Genomic DNA, 14,527 nt, shown 5'->3' with positions numbered 1-14,527 from the left:
GATGCACCTAAAGGGATATAGGTTACGCGAGAAAAGATTCGCACCTACCAGATGCACAGCGCGAAGAGATAAATAAATCAGACCTTTAGGGTCAACCACGAAAAGAAGCCAGATTACGTTTTATTTTCTAGAACATTCAAACGTAGGACTGGACAAAGCTAACACTTGGATGAAGTATGCACTTTAGTTTTGTTGCAAATATTGCATTATCAGCAGCCTGCCTGGTTTGGATTGCTGTAAGCGCATACTATTTATTCTTTAGCACTCGGCAACTTCCAAAGTTAACCCGAAAAATCAGCATTGCACTGGCTGTTCACGGTACATTAATCGCCGCCTTATCATTATCCAGCCTACTCTCACTTCCACAGTTCAGTAACTATTTCCAAATTCAGAGCGAAGTTCCACAAATGATTTCTGGAATTTTAGCCCTGTCACTCGGTTTTTTATCTATCAGTTGGTTCTTGCCCAAGGTTCTACCTAGTTATTCACAGCGTGAGTATGAACTGGAAACGTCTCTTTCAGACACTACAAGCCACCTGAAGTCCCTCTATTCTTTGTCTCAACAAGGTGTGATGTTAGTTTACGCCGACAGCTTTGAGATCCAGCAAGCAAACACAGAAGCAAAGCGTGTGCTGCATTTGGTTAATCGAGGGGGCGATCAACTGGCCTTACCTAAAGCCATGCGGGATTACCTTGCCAACTGGCTCAAACACGGTCGGTCGTCGAGCATTCTGAGCCTACCAAGCAACCACGGCATAGTGACTCTGAATTTGGACATCACGTCCTTTGCGATGGAAAAGTCACCAGTGTTATTAGTGCAGTTTAAAGACATTGAAACGCTGCCAGACAGCCATCGTCCATCTGTTGAGCATGAGCACTCCTTTGAAGTTCAGCTGATCGAACGCTTCGATGAACTGCTCAATATTCAAGCTGGCAATGGTACAGAACTGGTGACTCAACTGGCTAATCGACTGGCAAATTTCAGCCTGTTTGATTACGTGGCGTTCTTAGAAACCGACAACAAAGCTCAGACCACTTCCTTCAGAATGATCTCCGAGCTGGGTCAACAAACACAACAGGTTCTAGCCAAGAACAGCTTCGAAGAACGTATGCTTGACCCACAGAGCGGCATACAACTCTACAGCCGAGTTTCCGAACTGAAGTTACCCACAGAAATTACAGACGTAATCGAACCACACAGCTCGCTGACCGTTGTGAATCTTGATGATCAATTGAGTCAACAATTCACACTGATTCTGTTCACCCGAAAGACCAGCAAACTCAACAGTGCCGTTCTTGCTCTTGTGGAACAATTACGAACTCAAATTTGTTACCGGATTAACCAGCTCAGCCAAAGCAATATTCAGAAACAGAACGCTCTGCTCCAGAAGCAGCTGACGACCATCATTGAGTCCAGCGCTAATGCGATCATTCTGACCAACACCAATTTCATGATCGAATACGTCAATCCCAAGCTCTGTGAAACCAGTGGTTTTGATGAACAACAACTCATTGGTCGCCCTTTCAGCCAGTTATGTCCGATTGAAGATAATCCGTTAATCCACAGAAGCATTCGTGATCATGTTAAAGCCAACCAACCTTGGTATGGCGAGGTTGTGCAACGTGACCGCCAAGGTCATCTGCGCTGGAGCAACCTCCAACTGTCCTTCATGCACGATGAGCAAGGCGAGGTATCTCACTACATCATGCATCTGGAAGACAGAACCGAACTTTATCTGGCACAGGATGAGATCAATCAGCTCACCCACTTTGATCCACTGACGAATCTTCCGAACCGAAATCTGTTAACGTTACGAATGAAATCGGCGATTGAAGAGAATAAATCGAAGAACATCATGGCCTTGATGTATCTTGATCTGGACGGTTTCAAACACATCAATGACTCATTGGGTCATCAAAGCGGTGACCGCCTGCTGAAACAAATTGCCGAACGCTTAACTGAACATCTGACACCCGACGATACGTTAGCTCGATTAGGCGGCGATGAATTCGCCATTCTCATTCCGAATGTGTTAGCTAAAGGGTCGATCGTTAATCTGGTGAACAGCGTACTGGAAACAATTTCACTGCCCACCATCATCAGTGATAACTCCGTGGTGCTGACGGGCAGTATCGGTATTACGTTATTCCCGCAAGATGCTCAGACGGTAGAAGAGCTGCAAAAGAATGCCGACCTTGCGATGTACCAGGCTAAAAAAGAGCAAGGCAACTCTTACCATATTTACACACCGGAGTTGAACACTCAGGCTGTTAAACGCTTGGATATGGAACACCGTCTTCGTAAAGCGATACAAAATGAAGAACTGGATGTTCACTTCCAGCCTCAAGTCGATATTACTACTGGTGAGGTGGTCGGCGCGGAAGCGCTTGTTCGCTGGACCGACCCTGAACGCGGTCCGATTTCCCCGGTTCAGTTCATTCCACTTGCAGAAGAAACCGGATTGATTGCCGAGTTAGGAAACTGGGTACTGCATCAATCGTGCGCTTATTGCCGCGAGTTCATGGCCCATGTTACCGGGCCATTCAAAGTTGCGATCAATCTCAGCGCATATCAATTTAAACGATCGGATCAATTGATCCAGGAACTGGAATCCGCGTTGTACAACCATACCTTACCGCCTGAGTGCATTGAGCTGGAATTAACCGAAAGTATGTTGATGGAAAACGTACAGTCCACCAAAGAAACTCTCAGACAGCTTCATGACAAAGGCATCACCCTAGCGATTGATGACTTTGGTACAGGCTATTCTTCACTGGCGTATCTAAAAGAATTCCCTATCGATAAACTGAAAATCGATCGATCCTTCATCAAAGATGTTAATCGCAGCCAGGACGATGCAGCGATCACCACAGCCGTTATCGCGATGGCGCACAAGCTCGGACTCACCGTTCTTGCCGAAGGCGTTGAAAACAGCAGTCAATTGCAATTCCTGATCAACCACAACTGTAATTACATGCAAGGCTTCTATTTCAGTAAGCCATTGCCTGCCGATGAGTTCATCGACCTTTTATGTAAAGACGAGCGTACCCCAGACCTTTTAAAAGGGTTACAATAAGCCCCCTGTCTTTACCAACCATATCGTCACCAACCATATCGTTGACCATCCTTGCCACCGACCAGACATACTTGCAGCCACACAGACTCACTATGCAATTGACCATAGAACCTATCGGCATCGTTCATTCTCCCTACAAACAAAAGTTCGGTATCCCCAGACAACCGGGATTAGTTACTCATGCATCTGGCGTTATAGAAATTCTAGGGAAGTACAATCGCCCTGAGGCGTTTGAAGGCATCGAACAATATTCACACCTTTGGCTTGAGTTTTACTTTCATCAGACTGCGGATAAGGAGTGGAAACCGAGTGTTCGTCCCCCGAGACTGGGTGGTAACAAAAAGATCGGCTGTTTTGCCACGCGTTCCAACTTCCGACCAAACAACATTGGCTTATCGGTAGTTCAATTTAAGGGATTGGAAATCAAACAAGGGCAAGTAAAACTTCACATTGCCGCACACGACCTTCTTGATCAAACACCTATTCTCGACATTAAGCCCTATATCCCTTACAGCGATGCGTTACCACAGGCCAATGCAGGAATATTTGAACAAGCCCCGGAAACGACACTGTCTGTTGAACTTTCATCCACAGTAGAATCAAAACTGGTTCACCTAGAAAACCGTTACCCAAACCTAACCGAATTTATCTACCAAGTGCTGGCACAAGACCCAAGGCCTGCTTACATGAAAGCCAAAGCCAATCGGGATGATTTTTCTATCCAGCTCTATGATTTGGACATTAAGTGGCGAGTCCAGGATAAGCAGATCTTAGTAACGGATATTATCTCGGTATGAAGATTCAAGGTTTCAAATGCGCATTATATGGCCTACTGGTAGCCACACTTGTAGTATGCCTTATGCCATCCTCTTCGCATTCAGGCATTCCGCACTTCGATAAGCTGGTGCATTTTACCAACTACACCATTTTGGGTTTCTTTGCGGCCAAGAGTTATCCACAGCCATCATATTTCACACGGCTTTTTCCAGCATTACTGATTTTTGGATTTATTATTGAAGTCTTGCAAGGTTTGAGTGGGTATCGCACATTCTCGCTGCTCGACATGCTGGCAAATGGTGCGGGTCTTATTTTCGCGGGGATTCTCGTCCGGGGCAGTATCTACCGATAACAGATCAAGCGAACATGTATCTGCCGAAAATGTTACTAACCCAAATCGCCGAGCTGCCAGTTTCATTGCACTGGTATATACTTAGCCGCAATTACTGTAAATCGCGATTAATACAAGCAACGATTAATACAAGCAACGATCAATACAAACAACGATGTTTGAGCAAATTAATACTTGGAATAGCTAAGTTTTTACAATAGCCACCTACTCAAACCATCGATTCATAGACCTAAGACAGAGTAACTGAATGACCTCTTCTGATATTGCCAACTTTAAAGATTTTCAACTCGACCGCTCCCTTACCCGAGCGTTAAGCGTAAACGGTTTCCGAACGCCAACCCCAATTCAAGAGGCTGTCATTGGCGACATTCTCAATAAGAAAGATGTCATTGGTTGTGCACGTACCGGCTCAGGAAAATCATTGGCGTTTATGCTACCGGTCGCCCAGCGTCTTCTTAAGCCTGCCGAAAGAGATGTCCGAGGACCTCGTTGTTTAATTATGAGTCCAACCCGAGAATTGGCTCATCAGTTATTCAAAAAACTCAAAGAACTTTTAACTTTTACCAATCTGCGTGTTGAATTAATGAGCAATGCGTCAGATCTGAAAGATCAGGAAAAGTTCTTAAAGAAACCTATCGACTTCTTGATAGCGACTCCAGGTCGTCTGATTGATCACACTCAAAGTGGCATCGTTAACTACAGCAGACTCGAAGTACTGATTCTTGATGAAGCTGACCGTATGCTGGACATGGGTTTTCGGGATGATTTGAACTACATCATTGATCAATGTCCGGCAGAACGACAAACCTTGCTGTTCTCCGCAACGCTGGATCACCCAGATACCTTGGAAATCGCGCGAACTGTCATGACTGGGCCGGTTGAACACATCGTCGATACGGTGGATCAACCGCTGGAAAACATTACCGAGCATTTCTATCGCCTCAAAGGCATTATTCAGAAATTTGACCTGCTGACTCACCTGATCAAAGAACAGTCGAAGCTTAAGAATATCGTCTTCATTACGTCACGCGCTGCGGTGGAACAACTTTCTGCACGTCTTAACGAACAAGGGCTGGAAGTAGTTTCTTTGCATGGCAAGATGGCTAAGAATGCACGCGAAGATGCAATGCTGAAATTCAAAAGCCTTGCGCAAGGCACACTTGTGACCACAGACCTGGGAGCGCGTGGCTTGGATGTGTTAGACGTGAACCGTGTAATCAACTTCGATATGCCAACTAAGCCAGAGGATTATGTCCATCGCATTGGTCGAACGGGTCGTATTGAACGCAAGGGCACCGCTGTATCTTTTGTCTCATCAGGTAAAGATACCGAGTCGCTTAATGCTATTCGAGACTATCTGGATCGCTACATTCCTCTTGAGAATGATCCTTTAGCACCGAAGAAATCAGCTAATCCTTATTCAAAAGGCAAAAAGAGAACGGCGACTAAACCTAAGCTTGGCAATTTCAAAGGCAACGCCGATGGCATGGCGCCATTGAAGCGGAAAAAGAGCTAATCGATTGGGCTCTGTGCTCAACACCGGCGTTACACTACGGACTTTTGTGCTCTAGCGAAACGCCAAACAAAAAAAACGGTGACATCCTGTCACCGTTTTTTATTTAGAGTGTGTATTGTTGAGAGAGAATTATCTTAGCGATTCTTACCTCCTTTACCACCTTTGGTAGTTGTTGTGTCAGTTGTTGTATCACCTGAAGTTGTAGTGTCTGCCTGTAGAGTAATGCTTACTGTTGCGATCGCTACCTTGTCACCGTCTGTGATGGTGTAGCTGAAGCTGTCTACATCTTTGAAGCGCTTACCAGGAACATAAGTCACAGTACCGTCGTTGTTGATGCTTACTGAACCTTTTGCTGCACCGCTTACTTCGATTACCGTCAATGCATCACCTTCTGCGTCATAATCGTTTGCCAATACTGCGATGGTTACGGTTTGTTTGCTGGTGATGGTTACTGCGTCGTTTACTGCAACTGGAGCACTGTTCGCTGCTGCTGTTGCTTCTACTGTGTAGTATACCGCTGAGTTTGATTGACCTTCTACGCTGTCTGCCATCAAACCAATCACGTAGTCACCTGCGTTTGCGTTGCTTGCTGATGCAATGCTTAGAGTTACTGTCTTGGTGGTACCTGCCGCTACCGTTACGCTGTTGTTCGCCCATGCTGCATTCCAACCTGCTGGTACTGCTGCCTGAAGGCTAATGGTGCTGTCTGCACACGCATCGCTGCTGTTGTTAGTTACCGCTACTTGGTAGTTTGCTGTGTCACCCGCCGCTGCCGTTACTGAACCAGAGATCACCGCAATGCTAGGTGCTGATGGTGCACATACCGGAGCTGGAGCCGCTGCAGCACCGTCGAAGGTGATGGTCACGCCCGCGCCGAACGCATCAACGTAATCGGTGATGAAGCTTACGCCAGTGTCTGTGTCAGTGAAGCTGTTACCTGCAGTTAGTGCAGCGTCATCGAAATCACCCCAGCTGGTGCTGTTCGGCGTCATATCCAATTGGAATGCTTCGTTTGCATAGCTGTCGTGGGTTACGCTAAAAGAGATACCCTCTTCCGCATTACCTTGGGTTGCCAGGAAAGCATCATGACCTTGTGCCTTACGCGCTTCCAGATAGTAATAAGTCGGTTGACCCGCTGCGTCTGTACCACGACGCACTTTCAATGCTTTCACACCGTACGTTGATTCAACGTCGTCCATGCTGTAGCTGCCGCTTTCTTCAACCGTGGTCATGTTACCGTTGTGCAACCAACCTAGACGTTCTTTTGCGTGTGCATTGAAGTGACCGGCGTCAAGGTTACCCATGATGTCCAACATGTGTGTTTTCAAAGACACGGCACAGTCTGCACCAAGTGCCAATTCACCACAGTTCAAAGAACCTGCGTGAGTCAGACCAAAGTTATGACCCATTTCGTGAGCAATCAATTTGTAGTCGATAGAACCATTGATCCATGAGTTTGAAGGGTAAGTACCGATGTCACCCAAACCGCTGAAACCACAAGCGCTGTTCTGAGGCATGATGAACACAAAACGGTCATACGCAGAGATATCAACACCACTGTCCGCTGCCGCTTGTTTGCCCAACGCTTGAATTTGGTAAGTGTCACATGAGCTAGAGCTCATTGCGATGGTGTGCCAGCCGGTCACATCACCCGCTAACCAGGTTTGTTGATAAGAGTTCTCGTAGAAAAAATCGCTTGCTTGATTGAATACGGCGTTTGCTACGTCTGCTTCGTTGAACGGCATGTTGCTTGGCGCGTCCTGGAAGTTCACCATCACAACCAAGGTGTCTTGTTGACCGATTGTATTGGTAAGTGTGGTTGCTGATGCGCCCATTGTTGCCAGTGATACAGCAGACGTTAGAGCAAGGGTTTTAACAGACGAAGGAATAGTGTGCGCGAACGCAGATACAGCATTTTTCATTTGAGGACTCTCTATACAACATATGAAAGCCCTCAACGGTCATCACTCCTTCGGCAATCCGGATATCCACGTGGGACCAGGACTTTGCTTGCCACAATTGCTTGTGGGTCGCCTTTTCGGGAGGACTTTCTAAATCTTTACACTCTTGCAGCTGTGATCTTCCACTTGCTTACCCATCCGAGGTAAGCTCCAAACTGTTCACCAGCTGACGAAACGAATAATAGGTCATTTAATGACCAAAATATGTGAATCAGCTACCACAATTGATCGCTTTTTAATCAATTCAGCAAAATAATACGAAATTAGTCTGATACCGGATGAACGGTTGTTGAATGTGATCATCTACCTTGGTCCAAAACACAGATCACTTTTCAGTGAAAACAAAAAGGGAGATTATCCATGAAGGTAATCTCCCTTTTTCGTTGTTAAGACGGTCAAACCATTAAGGTTCAAATCGTTAACGATAGCCGTCCAAATCTACAGTGAATTAACGTCTAGCGAATAAGCTTGCCAATCACTCGTCCTGCCGGCCCTTCAATCGATTCAACAGGCTGATCAAACATAGTCAGTGACTCTGAGTCACACTTTGTCAGGTCAACTTCCAAGCCGTCTTCCCCTTTGGTAAGGGTCAGATAGTGTTCACCTGTCGCTTCGGCCGTAAAAACAGCATCAGCACGTAACATCGCTTGAGGTTGCCCTTTCACTACCATTTGATAGGCATTATGACATCCGCCAAACAACACTCTTTCATCATTTAATAACTGCATGTCATCGCCGCACGCTGATAGCAGCGCCGCGCCACTGAGTAAAATGCTTATCTGCATTACTCGTAATTTCATACTACTTTAACTCCTTACAATTGCCCCACTTACAGGCAATAACCACAGACTCGTTTTTACAACTGCCCTGATAAATTTCATCCGGCCATTTTGCCACAAGTACACTCACAGCACCGCGCTCACACCCTTTCTTGGCCCAAAACTTTTCAACAACGTACAATGAACGACCAGAACGCGGTGCTTTTTTAACAACCGCTTGTTGAAGACGAAGTTTTTCATCCTTCAAAGAACGGTTGCTTTTAAGATCTCCCAGTTGAGCCGCCATCGCCTGGTTAATTTTGACCAGATCAAAACCACCTTGCTTATATTGATCCAGTGTTTTCAAACAAACACTGCGCTTGTCACTGGATTCTGCCGGAATCATTTGACGAGCTGCCTGTTCCGCACGCTGTACCGCTGCATAGACCATTTGTTGGGACATGGCAGTAGCGCCTTCCCAGTTGCCGTTATTAAACATCGACATGTGATAAGTGAAGTGTTCATCCGCAGATTGAATCAACTCTCCGTTACGAACATGCCAATCACGGACGGCATAATTCGCAGCCGCTTCCAAAATCCCATCCAACTGAGCACAATCAGATGCTACTAGACGCAGCTTTACTTCTTCTGAAATCGCCCACTGAACCGCTTGCTGCTGACGTTCAGCTTCTGAGATCTCCTTTTTAGGCGCCGCACACGCAACCAAAGTCAACGTCGCAAGCATGATTAACAATGCTCTCATCTTAACCCTCAATAGTTTGATTTCTACAGATCTTATAAGTGGTTGTTAGTATAACAAGTTTTAGTTGTTTACAGTCTAAAGCAACATGAATAACCTACTATCTTAATCAGTTGTCTATTCTATAGTGAATTTGGTTTTAGACTGGGTGTTCCTTCTCATTGTTGTATTTTTCATTGACGGTAATCATTAACTTGTCTTGAACTGTCATTAGAATACCCGCCTAATTCTACTCGATACGAGGAATTTCTTTCTTTATGAGCTCAAATATTTTAGTTATCAATTGCGGTAGCTCCTCCCTCAAATTCTCAGTCGTTAACAGTCAAAGTGGTGAACAACCGATATCCGGGTTGGCAGAACGCTTAGGTGATGCAGAAGCCATTGTGACCATTAAAACCTCCAATGGAAACAAGCTGACCTTTGATATTAGTGGTGGTGAGCACGACCAAGCGCTGGAAACCATCCTAAATTATTTACAGCAAGAAAATCTGCTAGACAGCATTCAGGCAGTAGGCCATCGAGTTGTTCATGGCGGTGAACATTTCACCGCATCAACCATTATTAATGAGGATGTACTAAACGCGATTGAAAGCTGCAATCATTTGGCACCACTTCATAATCCGGCCAACCTGATTGGCATTCGTTCCAGTCAAAAGCTACTTAATAAGGTACCTCATGTCGCAGTGTTTGATACCGCCTTTCACCAAACGATGCCGGCCCAGGCTTATCTATATCCAGTGCCTTACGAGCTCTATCAAAAAGAAGGCGTTCGTCGCTATGGATTCCACGGCACCAGTCATAGATACGTTTCTATGGCTCTGGCTGAAAAACTTGAGAAACCATTAAGCTCGCTGAATTTAATCAGTGCACACTTAGGCAACGGTTGCAGTGCCACAGCCATTAAAGCGGGTCAAAGTGTCGATACCACAATGGGTCTGACACCACTTGAAGGTTTGGTTATGGGGACTCGCAGTGGCGATGTTGACCCAAGCCTGCATCACTTCTTATGCACCCAAACTCAGATGACCATTGATGAAGTAAACACGCTTCTTAATAAGAAGAGTGGTTTGCTGGGCTTATCAGGGTTAAGCAATGACATGCGTACCCTTGAACAAGCGGCTAGTGAAGGTAACCAACAGGCCGAAATAGCCATTCAGGTGTTCTGCTACCGATTAGCAAAACAGATTGCGGCGTTGGCTGTGCCTCTGGGTCATGTGGACGGATTAATCTTTACGGGTGGCATCGGTGAAAACTCGGTATCCATTCGTCAGCGTGTTTTGGAACAACTGACAGTTCTCGGATTCCAACTCGACCCATCACAGAATGAACTAGCCGGTAAGAGCCAATTGGGCTTAATTACTCAAGCCGGATCAACCCCAGCCTACGTGGTAAATACCGACGAAGAATGGATGATCGCAAAAGACACACAAACCTGTGTTACTGCCGGTGAATAATTAGCGCGTTACAAACCACTGTTACTAAATATTCTTTATTACAAATACTTATTGTTAGCAGGAGATATCTGCTGTGGCTACAAAACTCTTTCTTTCACCGGTAAGCTCCAGTACCGGTCTTACATCCATCAGCGTCGGATTACTTCGCGCACTGGATGAACAAGGGCTAAAAGTTGCCTTTGTTAAACCCATTGCCCAAATGCATAAGTACGACGAAGGCCCTGAACGCTCCACTCGCATCGTTCAAAACACAACCACCCTAGAACCACCTCAGCCTTTGTCTCTAAAATACGCCCAAAAGCTGATTGGCGACGGCAAGCTGAATCGATTGATGGAAGAAGTGGTCGGTCTGACCGAGCAAGCGGCTGAAGACTATGACGTGGTCATCATTGAAGGTCTGGTTCCTGAAAACGAACCATTCATTGCCAAACTGAACGTTGAAATGGCTCAGTCTTTAGATGCCTCTGTATTGCTGACTGCAACACCGACCATGTTTGGTAGTTATAAAGAACTTGAAGATCGAATTACCATTACCAGCAGCCTGTTCGGCGCCGGTAAGAAAAACAAAGTGATTGGCGTGATCGTCAATAAGCTTAATAGCCCGACCGCAAAAGCCACCTTGGTGGAAAGCACAAGCATCACCAATGCGGACGTTGATGTGGATGAAGTGGATGTCATCAAGTCACTGAATATCTTCCATGGTCACCACCGCTTACTCGGCACCATTCCGTGGTCACCGGATTTAATGTCGCCACGCACCACCGATGTATGCAACCATTTGAAAGCCGAATTTGTTTATAAAGGGGCGGCGGACGAACGACGGGTTGATCACATGGCATTGTGCGCACGCACTGCGGCCAATATGGCTGGAAGCCTGAAACCTGGCTCTTTGATCATCACCCCTGGCGATCGCCACGACATCATCATGGCAGTATCCCTTGCGGCACTAAAAGGGGTTCCACTGGCGGGCTTGGTTGTGACCGGCGACTACACACCACCAGACAGTATCATTGAGCTGTGCAGACCCGCGCTGGAAAGCGGCCTTCCTGTTATGAAGTCCACCCTGGACAGCTTCTCAACGGTAAGCCGTCTAAACCTGATGAACAACGAAGTACCTACAGACGACACTGACCGAATCAACAAAGTGATGGATTCAGTTGCTGGGAATATCGACGGCGAAGGCTTGCGTGACCTACTTAAATTGCCAAAAGTAAGTCGTCTCTCACCACCAGCATTCCGCTACCAGTTAGTAAAACGTGCTCAAGCGGCTAACAAGCGTGTTGTCCTTCCGGAAGGAGAAGAGCCTCGTACCATTCAAGCCGCAGCGATTTGTCAGGAACGAGGCATCGCCAACTGTGTTCTGATTGGTAAAGAAGAAAAGATTCTTGAGATCGCCAAAAACCAGGGCATTGAGTTACCGTCCAATATCGAGATCATTGATCCGGATAAAGTACGTCATAACTACATTTCTCCGTTTGTTGAATTAAGAAAACACAAAGGCGTCACCGCGCCAATGGCAGAAGCCATGCTGGAAGATACGGTAGTTATGGGCACCATGATGTTGGCTATGGATGAAGTGGACGGATTAGTCTCCGGTGCTATTCATACCACCGCCAACACCATTCGTCCTGCACTGCAGTTGATCAAAACCAGCCCGGATGCAAAACAAGTATCCTCAGTCTTCTTTATGTGTCTGCCTGAGCAAGTGTTGGTCTACGGTGACTGTGCAGTAAACCCGGACCCGGATGCAGAACTATTGGCAGACATTGCGATTCAGAGTGCCGACTCCGCGAAAACCTTTGGTATTGATCCGAAAGTCGCGATGATCAGCTACAGCACAGGAAAATCAGGGTCAGGTGCGGACGTAGAAAAAGTTATCCAGGCAACATCAATCGCTCAGGAACGACGCCCTGATCTGATTCTTGATGGCCCGTTGCAGTACGATGCCGCCGCGATTGAAAACGTAGCCAAGAGCAAAGCCCCTGACAGCCCGGTAGCAGGCCAGGCGACCGTCTTTGTCTTCCCGGATCTCAATACAGGTAACACCACCTATAAAGCCGTTCAGCGTAGTGCCAATGTAATCAGCGTGGGCCCAATGCTTCAGGGCTTGAGAAAACCGGTAAACGATTTGTCTCGCGGTGCGCTGGTTGAAGACATTGTCTACACCATTGCCCTTACTGCGATTCAGGCCAAACAGGCTGCGGAAAAACTGCTTTAATCTCCACAGAGGGCACACCTGTGCCCTCTTCTTCCTTTCCCCCTCTCATTTTTCACGAATAAACACGCCTCTTAACATTTGTTATGGTGAGCCACTGATTCCTGAAGTAAGCTCTTTCGTTTTGAATAAAAAAAGAGCAAAATCGCCAACATCAATAAGGTCATGTACGCCCAAAAACAAGGCCGACATTTCCCAAAAAGTCCGTTTATTCACTTGGATTTGAAATAAAGTCATCTTAGAATTAGCTAACACGTGTTAGCTGAAAAACAGGTTCATCATGCTTAGCTTTTTACCACCGACTCTCAGAGGAATCCTTGCCAGTATTCTTTTGATTACTAATACCCTTATCTGGACGCCACTACTGTTTACTGCGGCGATATTTAAATTATTGCTCCCTTTCAAAGCAGCACGAAAGGTGACGGACTTTTTGGTCATACGTATCGCGCAGAACTGGATCTCTTGTAACAGCGGCTGGATGCACTTGATTCAAAAACTTGATTATCGGGTAACAGGCTTAGAGCAACTCAACCACGACGGTTGGTATTTAGTGACGTCCAATCACCAATCCTGGTCTGACATCACCATCTTGCAACACATCTTCAATCACAAGATTCCGTTCTTTAAGTTTTTCCTAAAACAAGAATTAATCTGGGTGCCTATCATGGGCCTGAACTGGTGGGCATTAGAGTTTCCTTTCATGAAACGTTATTCGAAAGAATTTCTGGAAAAGAACCCGCACCTGAAAGGAAAGGATATGGAAACCACGCGTAAAGCGTGTGAAAAGTACAAGCATAATCCAGTCGCCATTTTTAATTTTCTGGAAGGTACGCGTTTTACGGAAGCCAAGCACAAGCGTCAGAATTCACCGTACAAGCACTTACTGAAACCCAAAGCCGGTGGTGCAGCTTTCACACTGGAGGCCATGGATGGATTAATCAATAAACTGGTCAACATCACCATCGTCTATGAAGAAGGCACTCCGATGGATTACTGGTCGTTCATGTGTGGCAAGGTGAATAAAGCACGCATCGTGGTAGAAGAAGTGATTATTCCTCCAGAGCTACTGGAAGGTGATTACACCAATGATCCAGAATTCAGAGCTGACTTCCAAGACTGGATCAGCGCGCTATGGCAAGAAAAGGATCAGTTAATCACGCAATTGAAATCGGAACAAAGCAGTCCGGCCACTCAATCCGTGGCTGATCCGGCTTAAGTGCTCGATTCAAAAACTAAAAAGGCGATCGTTTGATCGCCTTTTTAGATTTTGAAGTTCAAGTTTTGAAAACAGAGCAAGTCACTCAGTAGGGCCATACAAAAAATAGAATACAACAGCTAGAACCATAGATATGTTTAAGGTCGAAATAAAGCATACAGCCAAGTACCAATCTTTCTTACGAGCAAACCGTAAAATTGACTCTGAATCTATGAAAGACTTTACTGGATATCTTTTGATTATAATCAGAGTTGCATATGCACTTACTCGAGCACCGATCCCTTTGTCCCACAAAGGAGGCTCTTTTCCTTCCTTCGCCATTTGTTCTTCAATGTAGTCAACTGAAATTTTTCTAAAAATAAATCCCAGCACCCCTGATACCAAAAAAATCCCGACTACCACAAACGCCCAAATTTCTTCAATAGAGAAGTCATCCATATA

Annotated in this window: 11 protein-coding genes; 7 read left to right on the top strand and 4 right to left on the bottom strand. The window is 45.9% G+C overall.

The window, feature by feature from the left end; genetic code table 11:
- Positions 1-176 precede the first annotated feature (176 nt).
- The 4 genes from QQL66_RS01230 (at position 177) to QQL66_RS01215 (ending at position 5,722) form a co-directional block, all read left to right on the top strand.
- Positions 177-3,077 carry a putative bifunctional diguanylate cyclase/phosphodiesterase gene (locus QQL66_RS01230; protein ID WP_284377804.1) on the top strand — a complete coding sequence of 967 codons (2,901 nt, stop codon included), beginning with the start codon at positions 177-179 and terminating at the stop codon, positions 3,075-3,077.
- A 92-nt stretch (positions 3,078-3,169) separates the two neighbouring features.
- Positions 3,170-3,874 (top strand): tRNA (N6-threonylcarbamoyladenosine(37)-N6)-methyltransferase TrmO, encoded by a 705-nt coding sequence (gene tsaA / locus QQL66_RS01225; RefSeq protein ID WP_284377801.1) that lies wholly within the window; start codon positions 3,170-3,172, stop codon positions 3,872-3,874.
- Positions 3,875-3,936: 62 nt separating this feature from the next.
- On the top strand, positions 3,937-4,206 hold the full coding sequence (locus tag QQL66_RS01220) for a VanZ family protein (protein ID WP_284377799.1): 270 nt from the start codon (positions 3,937-3,939) through the stop codon (positions 4,204-4,206).
- A 247-nt stretch (positions 4,207-4,453) separates the two neighbouring features.
- The gene (locus QQL66_RS01215) at positions 4,454-5,722 is read left to right on the top strand and encodes a DEAD/DEAH box helicase (protein WP_284377796.1); all 1,269 of its coding nucleotides are present in this window, start codon (positions 4,454-4,456) and stop codon (positions 5,720-5,722) included.
- Positions 5,723-5,856: 134 nt separating this feature from the next.
- Here the strand turns inward: QQL66_RS01215 and QQL66_RS01210 are convergent, their stop codons facing one another.
- From QQL66_RS01210 to QQL66_RS01200, 3 genes are all read right to left on the bottom strand, one after another.
- Positions 5,857-7,644 (bottom strand): Ig-like domain-containing protein, encoded by a 1,788-nt coding sequence (locus tag QQL66_RS01210; RefSeq protein ID WP_284377794.1) that lies wholly within the window; start codon positions 7,642-7,644, stop codon positions 5,857-5,859.
- 494 nt (positions 7,645-8,138) lie between these two features.
- On the bottom strand, positions 8,139-8,483 hold the full coding sequence (locus QQL66_RS01205; protein WP_284377793.1) for a hypothetical protein: 345 nt from the start codon (positions 8,481-8,483) through the stop codon (positions 8,139-8,141).
- A gap of 1 nt (position 8,484) precedes the next feature.
- Entirely contained in the window at positions 8,485-9,204 is a 720-nt protein-coding gene (locus tag QQL66_RS01200) for a hypothetical protein (RefSeq protein WP_284377791.1), read from the bottom strand.
- Between the two features lie 254 nt (positions 9,205-9,458).
- Here QQL66_RS01200 and QQL66_RS01195 point away from each other — a divergent pair, with 254 nt between their 5' ends.
- The 3 genes from QQL66_RS01195 to yihG all read left to right on the top strand — a co-directional run bounded on the left by QQL66_RS01195 (position 9,459) and on the right by yihG (position 14,086).
- On the top strand, positions 9,459-10,655 hold the full coding sequence (locus tag QQL66_RS01195) for an acetate kinase (RefSeq protein ID WP_284377788.1): 1,197 nt from the start codon (positions 9,459-9,461) through the stop codon (positions 10,653-10,655).
- 73 nt (positions 10,656-10,728) lie between these two features.
- Positions 10,729-12,873, top strand: coding sequence for a phosphate acetyltransferase (gene pta / locus QQL66_RS01190; RefSeq protein ID WP_284377786.1), 2,145 nt, complete (start codon positions 10,729-10,731; stop codon positions 12,871-12,873).
- Positions 12,874-13,150: 277 nt separating this feature from the next.
- On the top strand, positions 13,151-14,086 hold the full coding sequence (gene yihG / locus QQL66_RS01185) for a 1-acylglycerol-3-phosphate O-acyltransferase, YihG family (RefSeq protein WP_284377784.1): 936 nt from the start codon (positions 13,151-13,153) through the stop codon (positions 14,084-14,086).
- Positions 14,087-14,167: 81 nt separating this feature from the next.
- On the opposite strand, the gene QQL66_RS01180 is transcribed toward yihG, so the two are convergent.
- Entirely contained in the window at positions 14,168-14,524 is a 357-nt protein-coding gene (locus QQL66_RS01180) for a hypothetical protein (protein ID WP_284377782.1), read from the bottom strand.
- Positions 14,525-14,527 lie beyond the last annotated feature (3 nt).

This window comes from Litoribrevibacter albus (assembly GCF_030159995.1).
GTDB classification, from domain to species: Bacteria; Pseudomonadota; Gammaproteobacteria; order Pseudomonadales; family Litoribrevibacteraceae; genus Litoribrevibacter; species Litoribrevibacter albus.
This window is presented reverse-complemented; position numbering and strand designations above follow the sequence as displayed.

What these genes read in the sequence shown, in the direction of transcription:
- QQL66_RS01230 (WP_284377804.1), top strand. Translation starts at nt 177, where the DNA reads ATGCACTTTAGTTTTGTTGCAAATATTGCATTATCAGCAGCCTGCCTG.
- tsaA (WP_284377801.1), top strand. Translation starts at nt 3,170, where the DNA reads ATGCAATTGACCATAGAACCTATCGGCATCGTTCATTCTCCCTACAAA.
- QQL66_RS01220 (WP_284377799.1), top strand. Translation starts at nt 3,937, where the DNA reads ATGCCATCCTCTTCGCATTCAGGCATTCCGCACTTCGATAAGCTGGTG.
- QQL66_RS01215 (WP_284377796.1), top strand. Translation starts at nt 4,454, where the DNA reads ATGACCTCTTCTGATATTGCCAACTTTAAAGATTTTCAACTCGACCGC.
- QQL66_RS01210 (WP_284377794.1), bottom strand. Translation starts at nt 7,644, where the DNA reads ATGAAAAATGCTGTATCTGCGTTCGCGCACACTATTCCTTCGTCTGTT.
- QQL66_RS01205 (WP_284377793.1), bottom strand. Translation starts at nt 8,483, where the DNA reads ATGAAATTACGAGTAATGCAGATAAGCATTTTACTCAGTGGCGCGGCG.
- QQL66_RS01200 (WP_284377791.1), bottom strand. Translation starts at nt 9,204, where the DNA reads ATGAGAGCATTGTTAATCATGCTTGCGACGTTGACTTTGGTTGCGTGT.
- QQL66_RS01195 (WP_284377788.1), top strand. Translation starts at nt 9,459, where the DNA reads ATGAGCTCAAATATTTTAGTTATCAATTGCGGTAGCTCCTCCCTCAAA.
- yihG (WP_284377784.1), top strand. Translation starts at nt 13,151, where the DNA reads ATGCTTAGCTTTTTACCACCGACTCTCAGAGGAATCCTTGCCAGTATT.
- QQL66_RS01180 (WP_284377782.1), bottom strand. Translation starts at nt 14,524, where the DNA reads ATGGATGACTTCTCTATTGAAGAAATTTGGGCGTTTGTGGTAGTCGGG.